Source organism: Micromonospora sp. NPDC051006 (genome assembly GCF_044456245.1).
Taxonomy (GTDB): Bacteria; Actinomycetota; Actinomycetes; order Mycobacteriales; family Micromonosporaceae; genus Micromonospora.
Map to the genome: position 1 here is coordinate 1 of NZ_JBITFP010000005.1, position 18,924 is coordinate 18,924.

Below are 18,924 nucleotides of genomic sequence, written 5' to 3' on the forward strand. Positions count from 1 at the left end.
TCAGAGCGGTCTTACGGATCAGATCGGTACGCATGATGGCGTGCTCCTCTGCTCGGGGGTGTCAGGTGCACGGACACGCGCATAAGGGGGGCGCGCAATGCCCGTAAGCAAGAAGGGGTCCCGGCGATCGTGGTGACCTGCTCGGGGGATGTCCCGGGGGGATGTAACCGTGCGGGCCGGCCAGCCATTCCGGCGGCGATCAGGCCCGGGTCTTGCGGGTACCGGGTAGTCAACCGAACCCAGCGGCCGGTCATTCCCGGCGGGGTTGGTCCCCGGCGCCGGCGGCGAGGCCGCGCGGCACACCATGTTCAACGACCCGGGCCCGCCCACGATTCCGCCGCCACGGTGACCCGAGCCACCGGACGGCCACCCCCAGACCGGGCAGCCGGCCCACCCGGGCAGTGGCGAACCGGACACCGGCCCCATCCAGCGCATTCGGATGACCCGGGACGTGGCCTCGGCTGCGCGGGATGGCGGGTGGGGTGCGGGGGACCGGCGTGGGTGGGGCGGATGGGTGGGCTGTCACCATGACGGTCATGGAGATCTGGAACAACCCGGCCTGTTCCAAATGCGCGGGTGCGCGGGAGACCCTGGACGAGGCGCGGGTGCCGTACCGGTTACGGGCCTACCTGGAGCAGCCGCCCAGCGTCGCGGAGCTGACCGAGGTGCTGCGCCGGCTCGGGGCGCGGCCGTGGGAGCAGTGCCGGACCCAGGAACCGGCTGCGGTCGAGCTGGGGATGGTCGACTGGCCCCGGGACGAGGCGAGCGAGTTGCGCTGGATCGAGGCGATGGTCGCCCACCCGGAGCTGATCCAGCGACCGATCCTGCTCCTCGACGACGGCGGCGCGCTGGTCGGTCGTACCCCGGAGGCACTGCGCGCGGCGGTCGACCGGTCCCCCGCGAAACAGGACTGACCCGCACCCCGCGCGGCCGGGCGGACGTCTCCGGTGCGCCGGGCCCGAGCGTTTCCGGCCAGGGGGAGCGGGAATGCGCGCGGCGGTCCATCCGAGCCGCGAGAGGAGTGCCAGGTGTCGCAGTACGGCCTGCCGAGTGTCGCGCAACGGCCCACGCCCGTCGCCGGAGCACCGCTGTACTGCGACGCGCGCGACTTCGGGTTGCAGGGCGACGGGGTGACCAACGACCAGCCGGCGCTCTCCGCCCTGGTGGACCGGCTCGGCGACGGGTACGCCGCCGACGGCCGCGCCCGGATCATCTACTGCCCGCCGGGCATCTACTCGATCCGGGACGCCGGCACGATCTGGCGCAGCGGTGTGTCGCTGATCGGGGCGGGCCCGCACGCCACCCGGTTCCTGCTGAGCAACGCGGGCAACCGGGCCGACCCGACGCCGCTGGCGTACTGGACCACCGTGCAGCACGGCGCGGACCGGGACCGGCACATCGCCGAGTGCACCTTCGCCGACTTCGAGATCGACGGCTCGGGCGTGGCGATGGCCGAGTACAGCTACCTCGCCAAGGGCCTCGGCCTGCAGTACGTCGTGCGGGGCATGTTCCGCAACCTCTACATCCACCACACCGGGGCGACCGGGCTCGGCTGCGACTTCCTGCAGGACAGCCTGATCGAGGGGTGCGTGGTCGTCGGCTGCGGCCGACTGGACAACGGCGAGGAGATCGGCGGCGCCGGGATCGGCATCGGCATCGGCGGCTGGGGGGAGATCGAGCGGCTCACCATCGCCAACTGCACCACGGTCGCCAACGGCACCAACGGGATCTTCCTCGAACTGCAGAAGGACTACTGGCCACAGCCCCGCGGCTACCGCATCATCGGCTGCCACAGCCAGGCCAACCGCTTCGGCATCTCGGACTGGGGCGCCGACGGCCTGATCGTGTCGGGCTGCACCCTCACCGGCAACCTGGAGGCCGGCTTCGACGTCTCCGCCAACGGCACCGCCGGGATCGCCGGCCGGGGCGGGATGCTGACCGACTGCGTCATCGACCGCAACGTCCACGACGGAGTCAGCATGGGCAACACGCCAGGCCCGTACACCGTTCGGGGCAACCGGATCAGCGGCAACGGCGCCCACGGATACCACGAGCACGACCTGGGCCACGGCTACCAGGGCGCCGCGTCGGACGTCGTCATCGACAGCAACGAGATCTGGGACAACGGACTCGACGGCATCCGGATCGACAGGCCGATGTCCGACGCCATCGTGGTCAACAACCGCATTCGCAACAACGGCCGGCGGTGTGCCCCGGCGGTGTCCGGAGGGGGTGACTCGGTGCGGTACGGCCACCGGGCCATGACGGACCGGTCGGCGCAGTGGTCGGTCGACGGGCACCGGGGCAAGGTGCTGCGGGTCGGCTCCCGGACGGCGGTGGTGGCCGGCAACACCGACAACGAGCTGGCCCTGGCCGAGATCCGCCCGGACGCCTGCACCGCCTGGAACGAGGACACCCCCGGCCCCGGAATGGAGTACCGGTTGCCGGAGCCGCCGCAGATCCGGGCCGGCATCACGATCAATGCCGCGGTCGACTCGGCCACCGTGCGCGGAAACCGGATCTGGGACCACCGCGACGAGCAGACCCAGACCTACGGTCTCTGGATCACCGCGCAGGGCAGCTGCGTCTCCTGCCGGATCGAGGAGAACGACTTCGCCGGCAACGCGGCGGGGCCGATCCGACTGGACACCCCGCCGGTCGGCGGGCGGTGGGACCGCAACTACCACGACGAGGACTGAGCGCCGGCGAGTGCGGGGCCGCTCAGCCGGCGTCGTCGCCGTTCGCCGTCGCCTCCGCGTGCCGGTCGCGCAGCCGCGCCCGGATCTCCTCCGGGGTGTACGCCCGACGGCGCCGTTCGGCCCGGGCGATGACCACACCGGACGCTGCCACACCGGCGAGGCCGGCGAGCCCGAGTACCTTCCACCACCGCATCCGTAGCCGCATCGGCTTAGGGTAGACCGTTATGAGCATCAGCCTGGACGAGGCGGTCGAGCTGACCCGCACCGGGGACGTGTGGGTGTTCCGCGGGCGTAGCGTGCCCGACCGCGCCATCCAGCTGACCACCAACAGCCCGGTGAACCACGTCGGCATGGCGGTGGTGCTGGACGACATGCCGCCGCTGATGTGGCACGCCGAGTTGGGAAAATCCCTGCGCGACCTGTGGTCCGGCAGTCACCAGCGCGGTGTCCAGCTGCACGACCTGCGGGACGCGGTCTGCGTCTGGGCGAACCGCTACGGGCAGCGGGCCTGGGTGCGCCAGCTCGACCCGGCGGCCGACGGGGAGATGGAGAAGGCGGTGCTGCGCACCATCGCGCGGCTGGACGGTACGCCGTTTCCGTCGACCGCCCAGCTCGCCTTGCGGTGGCTGCGCGGCCGGGTGCCGCAGCTGCCCCGGGCCGCCCGGTCGGCTCCCCGGCCCGCGGTGGCGGTGCCCGACCGGGCACTGGAGACGGCGTACTGCGCCGAGGTGGTGGCGGTGACCTACGAGGCGATGGGGCTGCTGCCGGCCGGCCGCCGTCCGAACTGGTACGACCCGGGCCGGTTCTGGAGCGGCGACGACCTTGACCTGGCCGCCGGGGCCCGGCTCGGCGCCGAGATCGAGGTACGCATTCCGCCGCGCTGAGGTTTGGCCAGCTCGGCGACCGGCAATTGCTTGCGCCGTGAGAGCCTCCACCGACCTGGACATGCTGGCCGACTTCTTCGACCGGTACGGCGTCGCGTTGACCGGTGGCGACCTGCCCGCCCTCGCCGGCTGCTATGCCCTGCCCGGGCTGGTGGTCGCCGACACGTACAGCTTCTCGTTCACCTCGCTTGCCGCGGTGGCGCTCTCCTTCGTCGGCGCCGCACCGGACTACCAGGAGCGGGAGCTGATCGCCGCGCACGCGCTCATCGAGGACGTGACGCCGGTCTCCGCGTTGCTCACCATGGTGGCGGTGGAGTGGGAGTTCCTGGACAGCCGCGGCGAGCGGGTGCCCGGCGAGCACTACCGCTACCTGCTGCGCACCACCGACGTCGGGCCGATCATCTGCACCGTGGTGCGCGCCGGCTGACCGGAGCGTCGCCGGACGGGCGCCGTTTTCCGTGCCGCACCGGCCGGTCGGTCCGTTCCCGCCGCCCGCTGTTCCGGCCGTGGCCCGGGCTGACTACGCTGGCGGACCGGCGCAGACGAGGGGGGACCAGATGCCTGTGCGGCCTGCCGGCGCAACGGAACCGGGGAACGGGCCCAGGGTGTTGGCATCGGTGCCGTGGATCGTGGTCCTGCTCGGCGTCGCGACCCTGGCGACGATCATGCTGGTCGCCTCGCTCTCCTTCCGCGGCCGCGAGCCGAAGCCGGTGGCCGCCTCGGTGCCACCGCTGGCGCTACCGATCCCGCCGGCCGAACCGAGCCCGTCGGTCACCGGTTCGCCGAGCCCGTCGCGGAGCCGGGTCACCGCCAGTGCCCGGCCGTCCCGGTCGGCGACCCGCTCCGCGCCCGCCACGACGCCCGCGTCCCGTCCGCCGTCCAGCCCGGCGACCGGGCAGCCGCTGGTCGGCACCGGGGCGCTGACGGCCACCTACCGGGTACGGGACGCCGACCGCGACGACGTCGAGGCGGAGTTGCTGGTCGAGAACCAGAGCGGCCGCGCCGAGGAGTGGACGGTGTCGTTCACGTTCACCGGCCGGGTCTGGGGCGTCCGGGTCTCCGGCGGCAGTTGGCCGATGCTGATCTACCGGGGCGACAACCGGTACGAGCTGCGCGGCACCGATCCGCTCCAGGACGGCGGGAGCATCGAGCTGGAGGTGCAGTTCAGTCGCCGGGACAGCGACGACGGACTCACCGGTTGCACGGTGAACGGTAGCGCCTGCACTCTCGCCTGAGCGGTCGGCCACCCGCCCGCGCTCGCTAACCTTGGCGGGCGGCCCGCGGAGGGAGGGACATGTCCGGCACCAGTCGCGCCCCGCGACCGTCCCACGGCAGGGCCATCGCGTCCTCGCCCTGGATCGTGGTCTTCGCCGGTGTGGTCGTCATGGTGGTGCTGCTGCTCGTCGCGCTGAGCGCCTACCGTGGCCGCAGTCCGGCGGCGCAGCTGCCGCCGGGGCCGAACCCGGCCGTGCCGCTGCCCGCGCCGTCGACCGCCGGCCCGAGCCCGAGCCCGAGCCCGAGTGCCACCCGGTCGGTGACGGTGCCGAGTCGTTCGCCGCGTCCCTCGGGACCGGCCGCGACGATCCGGGCGGGGTCGACGTCCCCGACCGGCCCCCCGCCGGCCGCGGCTCCACGGGGGTCCGTGCCCCCGCCGAGCCCGCCCGTGGTGACCGGCCGCTACCAGGTCGACCAGACGTTCGACGGTGGCTTCATCGGCACGGTGCTGATCACCAACGCGTCCGGGAGCGCTCGGGCATGGACGGTGCGGCTGACTTTCTCCGGCGGGCGGGTGGTCACTGCCTGGGTGGCGGGCGCGCCGCAGGGGACGCTGCGCGCGACGGACGACGGCGGTTACACGTACACCGGCGGGGTCGACGTGGCGGCCGGGGCCTCGGCGCGGTTGCAGTTCCATGTGGAGCGGGCCAGCACCCGCCCGGTGCTGTGCACGGTCAACGACGCGGGCTGCGCCGGTCTCTGAAGCCGCGGCCCGGCGCGCCGACGGTTGGTCTCTTACGCAAGCTCACTGTCGTGTTACGACGGTGTTTGCAAGGTATTGCAGAATGTTTCGGCAAGGGCTAGCGTGCGGGCCAATCAGCGACCAGAGGAAGGCCGTCGATGAAACCCCCGCCGATACCGCGCAAGGCCCTGCTCGCCCTCGTCTCCCTGCTCACCCTCACCCTCGTCGGTACCCCGGTCGCCGTCCAACAGCTCGGCGCGGACGCGACCGGCGGCTCGACCGACGCTCAGCCGGTGTCGGCCGTCGGCGCCGCACAGTGGCGCTCCGAGCCCTCCGCCGAGGCCCTGCTCAAGGCGGGCGACGACACCGCCCGGGCGGAGCAGTTCTACTTCGTCCTGCCGGACCGGTTCGCCAACGGCGACCCGCGCAACGACCGCGGCGGGCTGACCGGTGACCGGTTGAGCACCGGCCTCGACCCGAAGGACAAGGGCTTCTACCACGGCGGCGACCTCAAGGGTGTGATGGACCGGCTCGACTACATCCAGGGGCTGGGTACCACCGCCATCTGGCTCGCCCCGGTGTTCAAGAACCGTCCGGTGCAGGGCAGCGGCGACGACGTCTCTGCGGGCTACCACGGTTACTGGATCACCGACTTCACCCAGGTCGACCCGCACTTCGGCACCAACGCCGACCTGAAGCGGCTGGTCCGGCTCGCCCACCAGCGCGGCATCAAGATCTACCTTGACGTCATCGTCAACCACACCGCCGATGTGATCAGGTACGCCGAGGACAGGTACTCCTACGTGGACAAGGCCACCTCGCCGTACCGGGACGCGCAGGGACGGGCCTTCGAGGACCGCAACTACGCGGATGGCACCCGGAAGTTCCCGGCGGTCGACGCGACGTCCTTCCCGTACACCCCGACGTTCGCCACCCCGGCGGACGCCAAGGTCAAGGTCCCGGCGTGGCTGAACGACCCGACCATGTACCACAACCGCGGCGACTCCACCTTCGCAGGCGAGAACAGCGAGTACGGCGACTTCTTCGGCCTCGACGACCTGTGGACCGAGCGCCCCGAGGTGGTCCGCGGCCTGACCAAGGTCTACGCCGACTGGGTGACCGAGACTGGCGTGGACGGCTTCCGGCTGGACACCGTGAAGCACGCCAACCTCGACTTCTGGCCGCAGTTCAGTCAGGGCATCGAGCGGGCCGCCGAGCGCGCCGGCAAGGAGGACTTCTTCATGTTCGGCGAGGTCTACAGCGCCGACCCGGAGATCACCTCCAGCTACGTCCGGCGCGGCGGCCTGCCGGCCACCCTCGACTTCGCCTTCCAGGAGGCCGCCCGCGGCTACACCGTCGGGGCCGGCTCGGCGAAGGCGCTCGCCGACGTGTACGCCCGGGACGACCTCTATGCCGCCCGGGACACCGACGCGAACCGGCTCACCACCTTCCTCGGCAACCACGACATGGGCCGGATCGGCTCGTTCATCGCCGGCGGCGGCAGCGACCCGGCCAGCCACCTGCGCCGCGACCAGCTCGCGCACCAGTTGATGTTCCTGACCCGCGGCCAGCCGGTGGTCTACTCCGGTGACGAGCAGGGCTTCACCGGCCCGGGCGGGGACAAGGACGCCCGGCAGGACATGTTCGCCTCGCGGGTGCCCGACTACCTCGACGACGACCTGCTCGGCACCGACCGCACCCACGCCAGCGACCAGTTCGACCCGGCGCACCCGCTCTACCGCACCATCGCGGAGCTGGGCGCGCTGCGCCAGGCCCACCCGGCGCTGCGCGACGGCGTCCAGGTCACCCGGTACGCGGCCGACGGTCCCGGCGTCTTCGCCTTTTCCCGGATCGCGCCCGGCGAGCGCACCGAGTACGTGGCCGCGGTGAACAACGCCGACACCCCGCAAACTGTCACCGTGGACACCTGGTCGCCCGGCGCCACCTTCGCCGGCATCTACGGAGGCTCCGGTAGCGCGACCGCCGGGGCCGACGGCAAGCTGACCCTGACGGTGCCGCCGCTGGCCGCGGTGGTGCACCGGGCCGGCACGCCGATCGCGGCGCCCGCCGGCGCCCCCACGATCACCATCACCGCCCCGGCGCCGGACGCCCCGGTCGCCACCAGGGCCGCGGTCACCGCCCAGGTCGTCGGCGACCCGCTGGCCACCGTCACCGTCGCCGCCCGGGTCGCCGGCAACGAGTGGACCCTGCTGGGCAGCGCGCACCACGCGCCGTACACCGTGCACCACGACCTGACCGGGCTGCCCGGCGGAACCCGTATCGAGTACAAGGCGGTGGTCCGCGACGCCCGTGGCCGGACCGCCACCGCCCGCTCCACCGCCACCGTGGGCACGCCGGCGCAGGGCGCGTCGCGGGACTGGGCGGTGGTGCACTACCAGCGCCCCGCCGGCGGGTACGACGACTGGGGCCTCTACGCCTGGGGCGACATCGACCCGGCCTACGCCACCGAATGGCCCAAGGGTCAGCCGTTCGCCGGCGAGGACTCCTACGGCCGGTTCGCCTGGGTGAAGCTCAAGCCCGGTGCGAAGTCGGTGGGTTTCCTGGTGGTCGACGCCGACGGCAACAAGGACGTCGGCAACGACCGGAGCATCGACGTGACACAGACCGGCGAGGTCTGGGTCAAGCAGGGCGACGCGGCGACCTACCCGACCCGGCAGGCCGCCACCGGTGAGCCCGACCCGGCGGTGGAGGAGGGCACCGCACTGATCCACTACCGTCGGGCGGACGGCAACTACGACGGCTGGGGACTGCACCTGTGGGACGGCGCCGCCAACCCCACCGAGTGGTCCGACCCGCTGGAGCCGACCAGCATCGACGCCTTCGGCGCGGTCTTCCGGGTGCCGCTCGCGACCGGCGCGACCGGGCTGAACTACATCATTCACAAGGGCGACGAGAAGGATCTCCCGGACGACCAGCGGCTCGACTTCGCCAGCGCCGGGCGGGAGGTGTGGCTGCTCGCGGCCACCCCGGGCCGGTTGCTGCCGTCGACCGCCACCGGCGCCGGGGCGGATCTGGACATCGGCAAGCAGCAGGCGCACTGGATCGACCGCTCCACCGTCGCCTGGCGCACCGGACCCACCGACGGACGCACGTACGCCCTGGTGGCCGCGCCGGCCGGCGGGGTGAGCGTGGTCGACGGCGAGCTGGCCGGGACGTACACCACCCTGCCACTGGCCGCGCAGCGCAACGGGCTGACCGAGGACCAGCGCACGGCCTTCCCGCACCTGTGGGCGTACCGCGCCTTCACCCTCGGCCGGGGCGACCTGGCCAAGGTGCCGGCGGCGCTGCGCGGGCAGTTGCTGGTGACCGAGCGCGACGCCGACGGCAGCCTGCTCACCGCCACCGGCGTGCAGATCCCCGGAGTGCTCGACGACGTGTACGCCCGGGCCACCCAGGCGCGCCTCGGGCCGACCTTCGCCGGCGGGGTGCCCACCCTGTCCGTCTGGGCGCCGACCGCCCGGGACGTGTCGCTCCAGCTTTTCGACTCGCCCACCGCCGAGCCGAAGACCGTGGCCATGAGCCGGGACGACCGCACCGGCGTCTGGTCGGTGCGCGGCAGCCGGGCGTGGACCGGCCGGTACTACCGGTACCAGGTGCGGGCCTGGCAGCCGGCGGCCCAGCAACTGGTGACCGCCTCGGTGACCGACCCGTACTCGGTGGCGCTCGCGCCCGACTCCACGCACAGCCAGCTCGTCGACCTCACCGACCCGGCGCTCGCGCCTGCCGGCTGGTCGAGGCTGCGCAAGCCGGCGGCGGTGCCGCCGGGGCGTACGCAGATCTCGGAGCTGTCGGTGCGGGACTTCTCGATCGCCGACACCACCGTGCCGGCCGAGCGGCGCGGCACCTTCCTCGCCTTCACCGACCCGGCGACCGCCGGGATGACGCACCTGAAGGCGCTCGGTGCGGCCGGGGTGACCCACCTGCACCTGCTGCCGGCGTTCGACTTCGCCACCATCCCCGAGCGGCGGGCCGACCAGCGCCAGCCCGCCTGTGACCTGGCCGCGCTGCCACCCGACTCGCCGGAGCAGCAGGAGTGCGTGGCGGCGGTGGCCGGGACCGACGGCTACAACTGGGGGTACGACCCGCTGCACTACACCGTGCCGGAGGGCGGCTACGCCGTCGACCCGGCCGGGGCGAAGCGCACCACCGAGTTCCGCCAGATGGTCGCCGGGATCAACGGCGCCGGCCTGCGGGTGGTGATGGACGTGGTCTACAACCACACGTCCGCCGCCGGCACGGACCCGAAGTCGGTGCTCGACCAGATCGTGCCCGGCTACTACCACCGGCTGCTGGACGACGGTGCGGTGGCCAACTCCACCTGCTGCGCCAACACCGCCCCGGAGCACGCCATGATGGGCAAGCTCGTGGTGGACTCGCTGGTCACCTGGGCCCGGGCGTACAAGGTGGACGGCTTCCGGTTCGACCTGATGGGCCACCACCCGAAGGCGAACATCCTGGCTGTGCGCAAGGCGCTCGACGAGCTGACCGTGGCGCGCGACGGGGTGGACGGCCGGTCGATCCTGCTCTACGGAGAGGGCTGGAACTTCGGCGAGATCGCCGACGGCGCCCGGTTCGTGCAGGCCACCCAGGCGAACATGGCCGGCACCGGGGTGGGCACCTTCAACGACCGGCTCCGGGACGCGGTCCGCGGTGGCGGCCCGTTCGATGCCAACCCCCGGGTCCAGGGCTTCGCGTCCGGGCTCTTCACCGACCCGAACGGTGACCCGGTCAACGGCACCGCCGCCGAACAGCGCGCCCGGCTGCTGCACCAGCACGACCTGATCAAGGTGGGGTTGACCGGGAACCTGCGCGGCTACCGGTTCACCGACTCCACCGGCGCGCAGGTCACCGGAGCGCAGGTCGACTACAACGGCTCGCCCGCCGGCTACACCGCCGCGCCGGGAGAGGCGGTCACCTACGTCGACGCGCACGACAACGAGATCCTGTACGACGCGCTGGCGTACAAGCTGCCGCAGGACACCCCGGCGGCCGACCGGTCCCGGATGCAGGTGCTGGCGTTGGGCACCGTCGTGCTGGGCCAGGGCACCGGGTTCGTCACCGCCGGCAGCGAGCGGCTGCGGTCGAAGTCGCTGGACCGCAACTCGTACAACTCGGGGGACTGGTTCAACCAGATCCGCTGGGACTGCGCCCAGGGCAACGGGTTCGGCGCCGGCCTGCCACCGGCGGCGGACAACCAGGACAAGTGGTCGTACGCGAAGCCATTGCTGGCCGATCCGGGGCTGGTGCCGGACTGCGCGGCGATCGACACCACCGACGCCCGCTACGCCGAGCTGCTCAAGGTCCGCGCCTCCTCGCCGGTCTTCGGGCTCGCCACCGCGGAGCAGGTGCAGCGGCGGGTGGCGTTCCCGCTCTCCGGCCCGGCCGAGACGCCCGGCGTGCTCACCATGACGCTGGACGGTCGCGGGCTGGACCGGAACTGGTCGTCGGTCACCGTGGTGTTCAACGCGAGCCCGGATGCGGCGACCCAGCGGCTGCCCGGGCTGCGCGGTGCCGACGTGTCGCTGCACCCGGTGCTGCGCGCGTCCGCCGACCCGGTGCTGCGAAGCGCCTCGTTCGACGCGACGACCGGCACGTTCACCGTGCCGGCCAGGAGCGTGGCGGTCTTCGTGCAGCGCTGAGCGAAACGCGGACCGGCCCCCTCCCGCTGGTGCGGAAGGGGGCCGGTCCCTGTCTCGACCCGTCGTGCCGCCGGTGGCGGCCGTACGTCACCCGAGGGTGCTCAGCCGAAGCAGTTCGGCGGCGTGGCCGGGCTGCCGAGGCAGTTGGTCGGCCGGTTGCCGGTGACCGCCGACTTGTCGTCGATGATCACGCCGGAGTTGGTGGTGAAGATGCCGCCCGGCGGCCGGGTGGAGAAGTTGTGCGCCACCTTCGTCTTGTCCAGGTTGACCTGGCCCGCGACGTTGAAGATGCCGCCGCCGATGCCGATCGGGCCGACCGCACGGTTGCCGACGACCTCGCTCTTGCGAAGGACGGTGATGCTGCGCTCGTTGAACAGGCCGGCGCCGAAGAAGGCGGCGACGTTGTCCTTGATCGAGGTGTCCTCGATCGTGGCCCGGCTGCCGAAGGCGATCGCGAGGCCACCGCCGACACCGATGGTGCTGTTGCTCTCGACCTTGACGCCGTAGAGGTTCAGCGAGCTCTCGGCCGCGGCGATGCCGCCACCGGCGACCAGCGCGGTGTTGCGGCTGATCGTCGAGTGCTTGACCGTGGTGTTGCCCTCGATGTCGAGGATGCCGCCGCCGAAGCCGATCGTCTTGTTGCCGGTGATCTCGGTCTTCTCGACCCAGACCGTGCCGCCGTCGACGTCGTCGGTGAAGATCTCCGCGGCGCCGTTGGCGATACCGCCGCCGCCGATGCCGGCCTCGTTGTCCTTCACCTTGGCCTCGTACACCTTGAGCACGCCGGCGTTGAAGATGCCGCCGCCGAAGAAGAAGGCGGTGTTCTCGGTAACGGTGCTCTTGGTGATCCTGGTGGTGCCGAAGTTGGCCACGCCGCCGCCGTTGCCGCCGGACTGGTTCTGCACGACCTCGGTGTGCTCGAGGTCGGCACTGCCGCCCGGCTGCACCAGGAGGCCGGCGCCGTCGTTGAAGCCCGGCTCCTCGACCAGCGTCGAGACGCCGTCCTTCGGCGTCGCCTTCGGCACGGCCTTCAGCTCGGTCCGCGGTGCGACAGCCACGGCCTTGCCGGCCTTGGTCGCCGCCGCCGTCGTCTCGACCGAGGTCGAGTACGCCGACCAGACCGCGGCCGGCTCCGGCGCCATCAACCGGTTGAGGGTCTGGCCGCCCTTGATGGTCAGGCCCTTGAGCGTCAGGTGCCCGCCGGGGCCGACGTTGAGGATCCGGAAGTAGTCGGCGGTGGCGTCCCGGACGATCTTGGTCTTGTCACCCTTGAGGGTGATGTCCTCCGTGATCACCGGCAGGCCGTTGCCGTACTCGTCGGTCCGGGTCAGGTTGTAGGTGCACTTCTCCGCAAGCTTCAGCGTCGCGCCGTGGTTCTGGTTGGCGAATGTGATCGCCTGGATCAGCTTGTCGGTGTCGCAGGGCACCTCCTTCGCCCGGTCGTCGTGGTCCTTCTTGTCCTTGTCCTTGTCGCGGTCCTTGTCGTAGTCGTGCCGGTCGCGGCCCTGGTCGCCACGGTCCGCGCCCTGGTCGCCGTCCCGGCTGACCTGGGCGGTGGCCCACTTCAGGCCGTCGGCGCCGACTGCGCCCGCGCCGGTGGCGACACCGACCGCGGCAAGGCTGACCACGCCGGTCAACCCGGCCACGCCGCTGACGAGCCACAGCTTGCGGCGACGCTTCGCCCCCGCAGCCGGCTCCGCGGCTTCATTGTTGGTTAGGTAGTTGGACATCGGAGCTCTCTGCCCTCTCCTCGTACCAGACAGGGTCGCGCCGCCTCAGACGGCCGTCCCCTGCTACAAATCGGTTGTAGCTCCCGAAACCCAACGTATGAGAATGTTCTTCGTCTCGCGGTCAAATCCGAGAGAACCCCGCATTCGGTACACGTTCCGGTCGAGCGGGGACGGGCGGCCCGGCGAGGCGCGGACCCGGCGGAGCAACCCGGGCGGGCAGGCGGGGGCCGGATCCGGTGCAAACGGAAGAGCCCCTCCGTGCCGTCCGAAACGGCGCGGAGGGGCCTTCCGTTATGTGGATCAGCCACTCACCTGCTCAGGCGAAGCAGCGGGGAACGTTGAAGCAGTTGGTCGGCCGGTTGCCCTTGACCGCTGACTTGTCGTCCAGCTCGACCTCGCTGCTCGGCGAGTTGAAGATCCCGCCGGGCGGCAGGGTGGCGAAGTTCTCCGCCACCTTGGTCTTGGTCAACGTGACCGTGCCGTCGAAGATGTTGAAGATGCCGCCGCCGATGCCGAGCGGCCCGACGGCCCGGTTGCCGACCACCTCGCTCTTGCGCAGCGTGGTGGTGCTGTCCTCGTTGAACAGCCCGCCACCGAAGAAGCCGGCGACGTTCTCCTTGATGCTGCTGTCCTCGATCGTGGCCACGCTGTCGAACGTGACCGCCAGGCCGCCGCCGACGCCCACCGTGCTGTTCTTGGCGACCGTGGTGTGCTTGAGCGTGAGCTGGCTGTCCGCCACCGCGAGACCGCCGCCGGCGAGCACCGCGGTGTTGTCGGTGACCTTCGAGTGCTCCAGCTTGGTCTCACCCTCGACGTCGAGGATGCCGCCGCCGAAACCGATGGTCCTGTTGCCGGTGACCTCGCTCTTGTAGAGCCAGAGCGAGCCCCCGTCGACGTCGTCGAGGAGGATGCCCGGTGCGCCGTTGGCGATACCACCGCCACCGATCCCGGCCTCGTTGTCCTTGATCTTCGACTCGTCCACCTGGAGCACCCCGGCGTTGAAGATGCCGCCGCCGTAGAGGAAGGCGGTGTTCCTCATGACGGTGCTCTTGCTCAGCCGGGTGTTGCCGAAGTTGGCCAGGCCGCCACCCTTGCCGCCGGACTGGTTCTGCACGATCTCGGTGTACTCGATGTCGGCCCGGCCGCCCGGCTGCACCAGGATCCCGGCGCCGTCGTTGAACTCCGGCTCCTCGACCAGGGTGCCGACGTCGGCGGTGGCCGGAGCGGCCGGGGCCACCGCCGCACCCGGCTTGCCGACGGCGGGCGCCTCGGTCGCCGGCTTGGTGACGGCGGGCGCCTCGGTCGCCGGCTTGGCGGTGGCGGTCGCCTTGGCGGCCGTGGCCTTCAAGGTGTCAGCCTCGACCGTGGCGAACGTGCCCGCCTTGGCCGCGGCCGTCGCCTGGACCGAGTTCGAGTAGTGGGACCAGACGGTGGCCGGCTGGGTCGGCGCGCCCCGGCTGAGGGTCTGGCCGCCCTTGATGGTCAGGCCCTTCAGGGTCAGGTGCCCGCCCGTCCCGACGTTGAGAATCCGGAAGTAGTTCGCCGTCGCGTCCCGGACGATCTTGGTGTCGTGGCCCTTCAGGGTGATCTCCTGGGTGATCACCGGCAGGCCGTTGCCGTACTGGTCGTACCGGGTCAGGTTGTACGTGCAGCCCTTGGCCAGTTCCAGCGTCGCGCCGTGGTTCTGGTTGGCGAAGGTGATCGCTTGGATCAGCTTGTCGGTGTCGCAGGGCACCTCCTTGGCCCGGTCCTTGTGGTCCGAGTCCTTGCCCTTCTCGCCTCGGGCGTCGTCCTGGCCGCTCCAGTCGCCGCCGGACCAGTCGCCGCCGGACCACTCGTCCTCGCCCTTGCCCTCGCCTTTGCCCTCGTCCTTGCCGCCCTCGTCCGCCTTGCCGGCGTCGCTGACGTTCTGCTTGGGGGTGGACGCCTGCGCGTCCGAGAGCCGGTCCGGGCTTGCGGACTTGTCATCGCGGGCGGCCAGGCCACCCAGGGCCGCCAGGGCGACCACGCCGGTCAGCCCGGCGACCCCGGCGGCCACCCAGAGTTTCCGCCGCCCTGATCTGGGTGGGGCCGCAGCGGCTCCACCGTCAGGATTCGTTACGTCATTGGACATCAGAGCCTTCCGCCCTTTCCTGCTACCAGACGGGGCCGCGCCAGCCGAAGACGGCGCGACCAGCTACAAATAGGTTGCAGCCTCCGATATCCACCGTATGAGAAGGATCCTCGCGACGAGGATGTATCCGAGAAAACCCCGCATTCACCTTGCATCGGGCAGTGAACGGGGCAACCCGACGCGCCGGGCAGGAAGCGGGTGAGCAGCGCAAACGCGGCGAGCCCCGCCTCCGGCAACCGCGACGTCGCAAACGTCGCAGGCCGGTGACGGGGCTCGGCGCAGGGATGGGGCGGTCAGCCCGGCAGGCGGGGGCCCGCCTCACGCTGCTCGGCCAGCCAGGTCTCCACCTCGTCGGCCGCGCGCGGCAGCCCGGCCGAGAGGTTCACCGCGCCGGTCGCGGTCACCAGCACGTCATCCTCGATCCGGACGCCGATGCCGCGCAGCTCCTCGGGGACCAGCTCGTCCTCCGGCTGGAAGTAGAGCCCGGGCTCGACGGTGAGCACGTAGCCCTCGCCCAGGGTGCCGTCGCGGTAGACCTCCTTGCGGGCGTTGGCGCAGTCGTGCACGTCGATGCCGAGCATGTGCCCGAAGCCGTGCAGCGTCCAGCGCCGGTAGACGGTCGACTTCTCGTCCATCGCCTCGTCCACGCTCACCGGCAGCAGGCCCAGGTCGGCCAGGCCCTCGGCGAGCACCCGCATGCAGGTCAGGTGCACGTCGCGGAACTTCACCCCGGGCTTGATGGCGTCGATGCCGGCCTGCTGGGAGGCGTACACGACGTCGTAGACCTGGCGCTGCAGCGCGGTGAACCGACCGTTGACCGGCAGCACCCGGGTCACGTCGGCGGTGTAGAGGTTGCGGTTCTCCACGCCCATGTCCATCAGCAGCAGCTCACCCGGGCGGGTCGCGCCGTGGTTGTGCACCCAGTGCAGGATCGTGGCGTGCTCGCCGGCACCGACGATCGAGTTGTAACCGACGTCGTTGCCGTCGTGCCGGGCGCGCAGCGCGAAGATCCCCTCCAGCAGCCGCTCGGAGACGCCGCGGTCCGCCGGCAACGCCCGGGCCACGTCCTCGAAGCCCCGCACGGTGGCGTCGATGGCGTCCTGGAGCTGGGCGATCTCCCACTCGTCCTTGACCAGCTTCAGCTCCGAGATGGCGATCGCCAGCTCCCGGTCCCGGGCCGGCTGACCCTCGGCGCGCGCGCCGTCGTACGCGCGCACGGCCGCGTCCACCCCGGGGTCGAAACCGCGCAGCACCCGGGTACGCCCCGGCGCCAGATCGGCCAGCGCCGCGTCCAGCTCGGCGAGGTCCCCGGTCGGCAGGCCCAGCTCGGTCGACTTCTCGGCCAGCGTGTGCCGCCGGCCGACCCAGAGCTCGCCGTGCCGGCTGCGGAAGAACTCGTCGGTCAGCTTCGACGAGCGGGGCCGCATGTACAGCGTCGCGTCGTGGCCCGAGCCGGTCGGGCGCAGCACGAGCACGCTGTCCGGGTCGTGGTCACCGGTCAGGTAGGCGAAGTCGCTGCCCGGCCGGAACGGGTGGTCGGTGTCGTTGGCCCGTACCTTCTCCTTGCCGGTGGGGATGACCAGCGTCTCGCCGGGGAAGGCCGCCGAGAGCGCGGCCCGGCGCTTGGCGTAGTTGGGCACCTCCGGGCGGGGGGAGACCGGCAGTTCGGAGTCCCGCCAGCCCTGCCGCATGAAGGACAGGAACGCCTCCGGGAAGTCCGGGTCGTGCGATTCGGTGCCGTCGGCCGGCGTGCCTTCGGTGCGTTCCTCGGTCATGCTCGCTCCCTCCGCGTCATTGCTGGTCCCGACCGTACCTCCCGGGCGGAGGCCGGTGGACCCGGCGGGCGGCCCCCGCCGGATCGCCGGACGGCCGCGACGGGCGTTCGGCGCCCGTGGAAAGATGACCACCATGTGCGGACTCCTGGCCTTCTTCAGCGCGCGCGGTGACGCCGGCGCGCACCGCGACCACATCGCCGGCGCGCTGGAGTGCCTGCACCACCGCGGCCCGGACGAGACCGGCGTCGAGGTGGTCGGCGACGCCTCCGGCCGCTACGCCGACGGGGTGTTCGCCCACAAGCGGCTGGCGATCATCGACGTGGCGTCCAGCCACGAGCCGCTGCCCTACGCCGACGGCCGCTACCTGCTGACCTTCAACGGTGAGATCTACAACTACATCGAGCTCCGCGACGAGCTGGTCCGGACCTTCGGGGCGCGGTTCGCCACCGCCGGCGACGGTGAGGTGATCGTCGCCGGCTACCACTACTGGGGCGAGCAGGTGCTCACCCGGCTGCGGGGCATGTTCGCCTTCGTCATCTGGGACCGTCAGGAGCGGCGGGCGTTCGGTGCCCGCGACTACTTCGGCATCAAGCCGCTGCACTACCTGGAGACCGCCGACGGGCTCTACCTCGCCTCCGAGAAGAAGGCGCTGCTGCCCTTCGCGCACGCCAACTACCAGGGTGACGCCGGCATCGACACCGCCAGCCTCAGCCACTACCTCACCCTTCAGTACGTCCCGGAGCCCGGGACGCTGCACAAGGGGATCAACCGGATCGGCTCCGGGGAGTACCTCACCTGGACCCCGGGCGGCCGGATCGAGGTGCGCCGCTGGTACCGGCCGGTGTTCCGACCCGCCCCGGTCGACGACGAGCAGAAGCTCTTCCACGAGATCCGCGAGACGCTGCGGGAGAGCGTCCGGATGCACATGCGCTCGGACGTGCCGGTCGGCTCGTTCCTGTCCAGCGGCATCGACTCGACCGCGGTGGTGGCGCTGGCCCGGGACTTCAACCCGAACATCCTCACCTTCACCGTCGGCTACGACGTGCCCGGCTACTCCGAGATCGACGTCGCCCAGGACTCGGCCCGGCACCTCGACGTGACCACCATCCCGACCAAGATCGGGCCGCAGGACATGATGGAGGCGCTGCCGAAGATCGTCTGGCACCTGGACGACCCGGTGGCCGACCCGGCGCTCGTGCCGCTCTACTTCGTGGCCAAGAAGGCGGCCGAGCACGTCACCGTGGTGCTCTCCGGTGAGGGTGCGGACGAGTTCTTCGGTGGCTACACCATCTACCGTGAGCCGCTTTCGCTCAGCGGCGTCAACGGCCTGCCCGGCGGCGTGCAGAAGGGGTTGCGCGCGGTTTCCAAGGCGATCCCGCAGGGCGTGAAGGGCAAGAGCTTCCTGGAGCGCGGCACCACGCCGATCGAGGAGCGCTACTACGGCAACGCCCGGATGTTCACCGAGGAGGAGAAGCAGCACCTGCTGCGCCGCTACGACCCCTCGGTGCGCTACACCGACGTCACCGCGCCGATCTACGCCGAGGCGACCGAGCTGGACGACGTCACCAAGATGCAGTACGTCGACCTCTACACCTGGCTGCGGGGCGACATCCTGGTCAAGGCCGACCGGATCTCGATGGCCCACTCGCTCGAGGTGCGGGTGCCCTTCCTGGACCGGGAAGTCTTCGACGTGGCGGCGAAGATCCCGGTGGACCTGAAGCTGCCGCCCCGCTCCGACGCCACCAAGTACGCGATGCGCCAGGCGTTGCAGGGTGTGGTCCCGCCGGCGATCGTCAACCGCAAGAAGCTGGGCTTCCCCACCCCGACCCGGGTGTGGCTGCGCGGCGAGATGTACGAGTGGGCGCGGCACGTGATCGCCACCTCCGGCGCCGGTGACCTGCTCGACCTGTCGTACGCGCTGCGGCTGCTCGACGAGCACAAGCGGGAGGAGGCCGACCACTCCCGCAAGGTGTGGACGGTGCTGATCTTCTGCGTCTGGCACGCCATCTTCGTGGCGAAGACCCTCGACCCGGGCATCCAGCGCAACCAGTCCGCCCTGCTCACCAAGCCCGTGGTCGGCTCCATGGTCCGCTGACCGCCCGCCCC

At 71.5% G+C, this 18,924-nt stretch carries 12 protein-coding genes; 8 read left to right on the forward strand and 4 right to left on the reverse strand.

The genetic code is table 11. The annotated features are described in order from the left end of the window. The first annotated feature begins 536 nt into the window (after positions 1-536). Together ACIBBA_RS10795 and ACIBBA_RS10800 are read left to right on the forward strand one after the other, a co-directional pair. Positions 537-914: an ArsC/Spx/MgsR family protein gene (locus ACIBBA_RS10795; RefSeq protein WP_396695951.1), complete on the forward strand. Its 378-nt coding sequence runs from the start codon at positions 537-539 to the stop codon at positions 912-914. Between the two features lie 114 nt (positions 915-1,028). Continuing rightward, complete coding sequence (locus ACIBBA_RS10800; RefSeq protein ID WP_396695953.1) at positions 1,029-2,699, forward strand: right-handed parallel beta-helix repeat-containing protein; 1,671 nt, start codon at positions 1,029-1,031, stop codon at positions 2,697-2,699. A gap of 22 nt (positions 2,700-2,721) precedes the next feature. Here the strand turns inward: ACIBBA_RS10800 and ACIBBA_RS10805 are convergent, their stop codons facing one another. Continuing rightward, positions 2,722-2,904, reverse strand: a complete 183-nt coding sequence (locus ACIBBA_RS10805) for a hypothetical protein (protein ID WP_357061080.1) — start codon at positions 2,902-2,904, stop codon at positions 2,722-2,724. A 19-nt stretch (positions 2,905-2,923) separates the two neighbouring features. On the opposite strand from ACIBBA_RS10805, the gene ACIBBA_RS10810 reads away from it, so the two are divergent. From ACIBBA_RS10810 to pulA, 5 genes are all read left to right on the forward strand, one after another. Further along, positions 2,924-3,583 (forward strand): hypothetical protein, encoded by a 660-nt coding sequence (locus tag ACIBBA_RS10810; protein WP_396695955.1) that lies wholly within the window; start codon positions 2,924-2,926, stop codon positions 3,581-3,583. A gap of 37 nt (positions 3,584-3,620) precedes the next feature. Further along, positions 3,621-4,010 carry a hypothetical protein gene (locus tag ACIBBA_RS10815; protein ID WP_396695957.1) on the forward strand — a complete coding sequence of 130 codons (390 nt, stop codon included), beginning with the start codon at positions 3,621-3,623 and terminating at the stop codon, positions 4,008-4,010. A 190-nt stretch (positions 4,011-4,200) separates the two neighbouring features. Continuing rightward, a complete protein-coding gene (locus ACIBBA_RS10820; RefSeq protein ID WP_396695959.1) occupies positions 4,201-4,818 on the forward strand; it encodes a hypothetical protein in 618 nt (205 codons plus the stop codon). A gap of 59 nt (positions 4,819-4,877) precedes the next feature. Further along, the gene (locus ACIBBA_RS10825; RefSeq protein ID WP_396695961.1) at positions 4,878-5,561 is read left to right on the forward strand and encodes a cellulose binding domain-containing protein; all 684 of its coding nucleotides are present in this window, start codon (positions 4,878-4,880) and stop codon (positions 5,559-5,561) included. A 137-nt stretch (positions 5,562-5,698) separates the two neighbouring features. Further along, positions 5,699-11,200 carry a pullulanase-type alpha-1,6-glucosidase gene (pulA, locus tag ACIBBA_RS10830; protein WP_396695963.1) on the forward strand — a complete coding sequence of 1,834 codons (5,502 nt, stop codon included), beginning with the start codon at positions 5,699-5,701 and terminating at the stop codon, positions 11,198-11,200. 101 nt (positions 11,201-11,301) lie between these two features. On the opposite strand, the gene ACIBBA_RS10835 is transcribed toward pulA, so the two are convergent. The 3 genes from ACIBBA_RS10835 to ACIBBA_RS10845 all read right to left on the reverse strand — a co-directional run bounded on the left by ACIBBA_RS10835 (position 11,302) and on the right by ACIBBA_RS10845 (position 16,818). After that, a complete protein-coding gene (locus ACIBBA_RS10835; RefSeq protein ID WP_396695965.1) occupies positions 11,302-12,930 on the reverse strand; it encodes a hypothetical protein in 1,629 nt (542 codons plus the stop codon). Positions 12,931-13,246: 316 nt separating this feature from the next. Beyond that, complete coding sequence (locus tag ACIBBA_RS10840) at positions 13,247-15,043, reverse strand: right-handed parallel beta-helix repeat-containing protein (protein WP_396695967.1); 1,797 nt, start codon at positions 15,041-15,043, stop codon at positions 13,247-13,249. Positions 15,044-15,336: 293 nt separating this feature from the next. Continuing rightward, positions 15,337-16,818, reverse strand: coding sequence for an aminopeptidase P family protein (locus tag ACIBBA_RS10845; protein WP_396695969.1), 1,482 nt, complete (start codon positions 16,816-16,818; stop codon positions 15,337-15,339). 133 nt (positions 16,819-16,951) lie between these two features. Here ACIBBA_RS10845 and asnB point away from each other — a divergent pair, with 133 nt between their 5' ends. Further along, on the forward strand, positions 16,952-18,913 hold the full coding sequence (gene asnB / locus ACIBBA_RS10850; RefSeq protein WP_396695971.1) for an asparagine synthase (glutamine-hydrolyzing): 1,962 nt from the start codon (positions 16,952-16,954) through the stop codon (positions 18,911-18,913). Positions 18,914-18,924 lie beyond the last annotated feature (11 nt).

Coding starts and splice junctions, on each gene's coding strand:
- ACIBBA_RS10795 (WP_396695951.1), top strand. CDS start 537: ATGGAGATCTGGAACAACCCGGCCTGTTCCAAATGCGCGGGTGCGCGG.
- ACIBBA_RS10805 (WP_357061080.1), bottom strand. CDS start 2,904: ATGCGGCTACGGATGCGGTGGTGGAAGGTACTCGGGCTCGCCGGCCTC.
- ACIBBA_RS10810 (WP_396695955.1), top strand. CDS start 2,924: ATGAGCATCAGCCTGGACGAGGCGGTCGAGCTGACCCGCACCGGGGAC.
- ACIBBA_RS10825 (WP_396695961.1), top strand. CDS start 4,878: ATGTCCGGCACCAGTCGCGCCCCGCGACCGTCCCACGGCAGGGCCATC.
- pulA (WP_396695963.1), top strand. CDS start 5,699: ATGAAACCCCCGCCGATACCGCGCAAGGCCCTGCTCGCCCTCGTCTCC.
- ACIBBA_RS10835 (WP_396695965.1), bottom strand. CDS start 12,930: ATGTCCAACTACCTAACCAACAATGAAGCCGCGGAGCCGGCTGCGGGG.
- ACIBBA_RS10840 (WP_396695967.1), bottom strand. CDS start 15,043: ATGTCCAATGACGTAACGAATCCTGACGGTGGAGCCGCTGCGGCCCCA.
- ACIBBA_RS10845 (WP_396695969.1), bottom strand. CDS start 16,818: ATGACCGAGGAACGCACCGAAGGCACGCCGGCCGACGGCACCGAATCG.
- asnB (WP_396695971.1), top strand. CDS start 16,952: ATGTGCGGACTCCTGGCCTTCTTCAGCGCGCGCGGTGACGCCGGCGCG.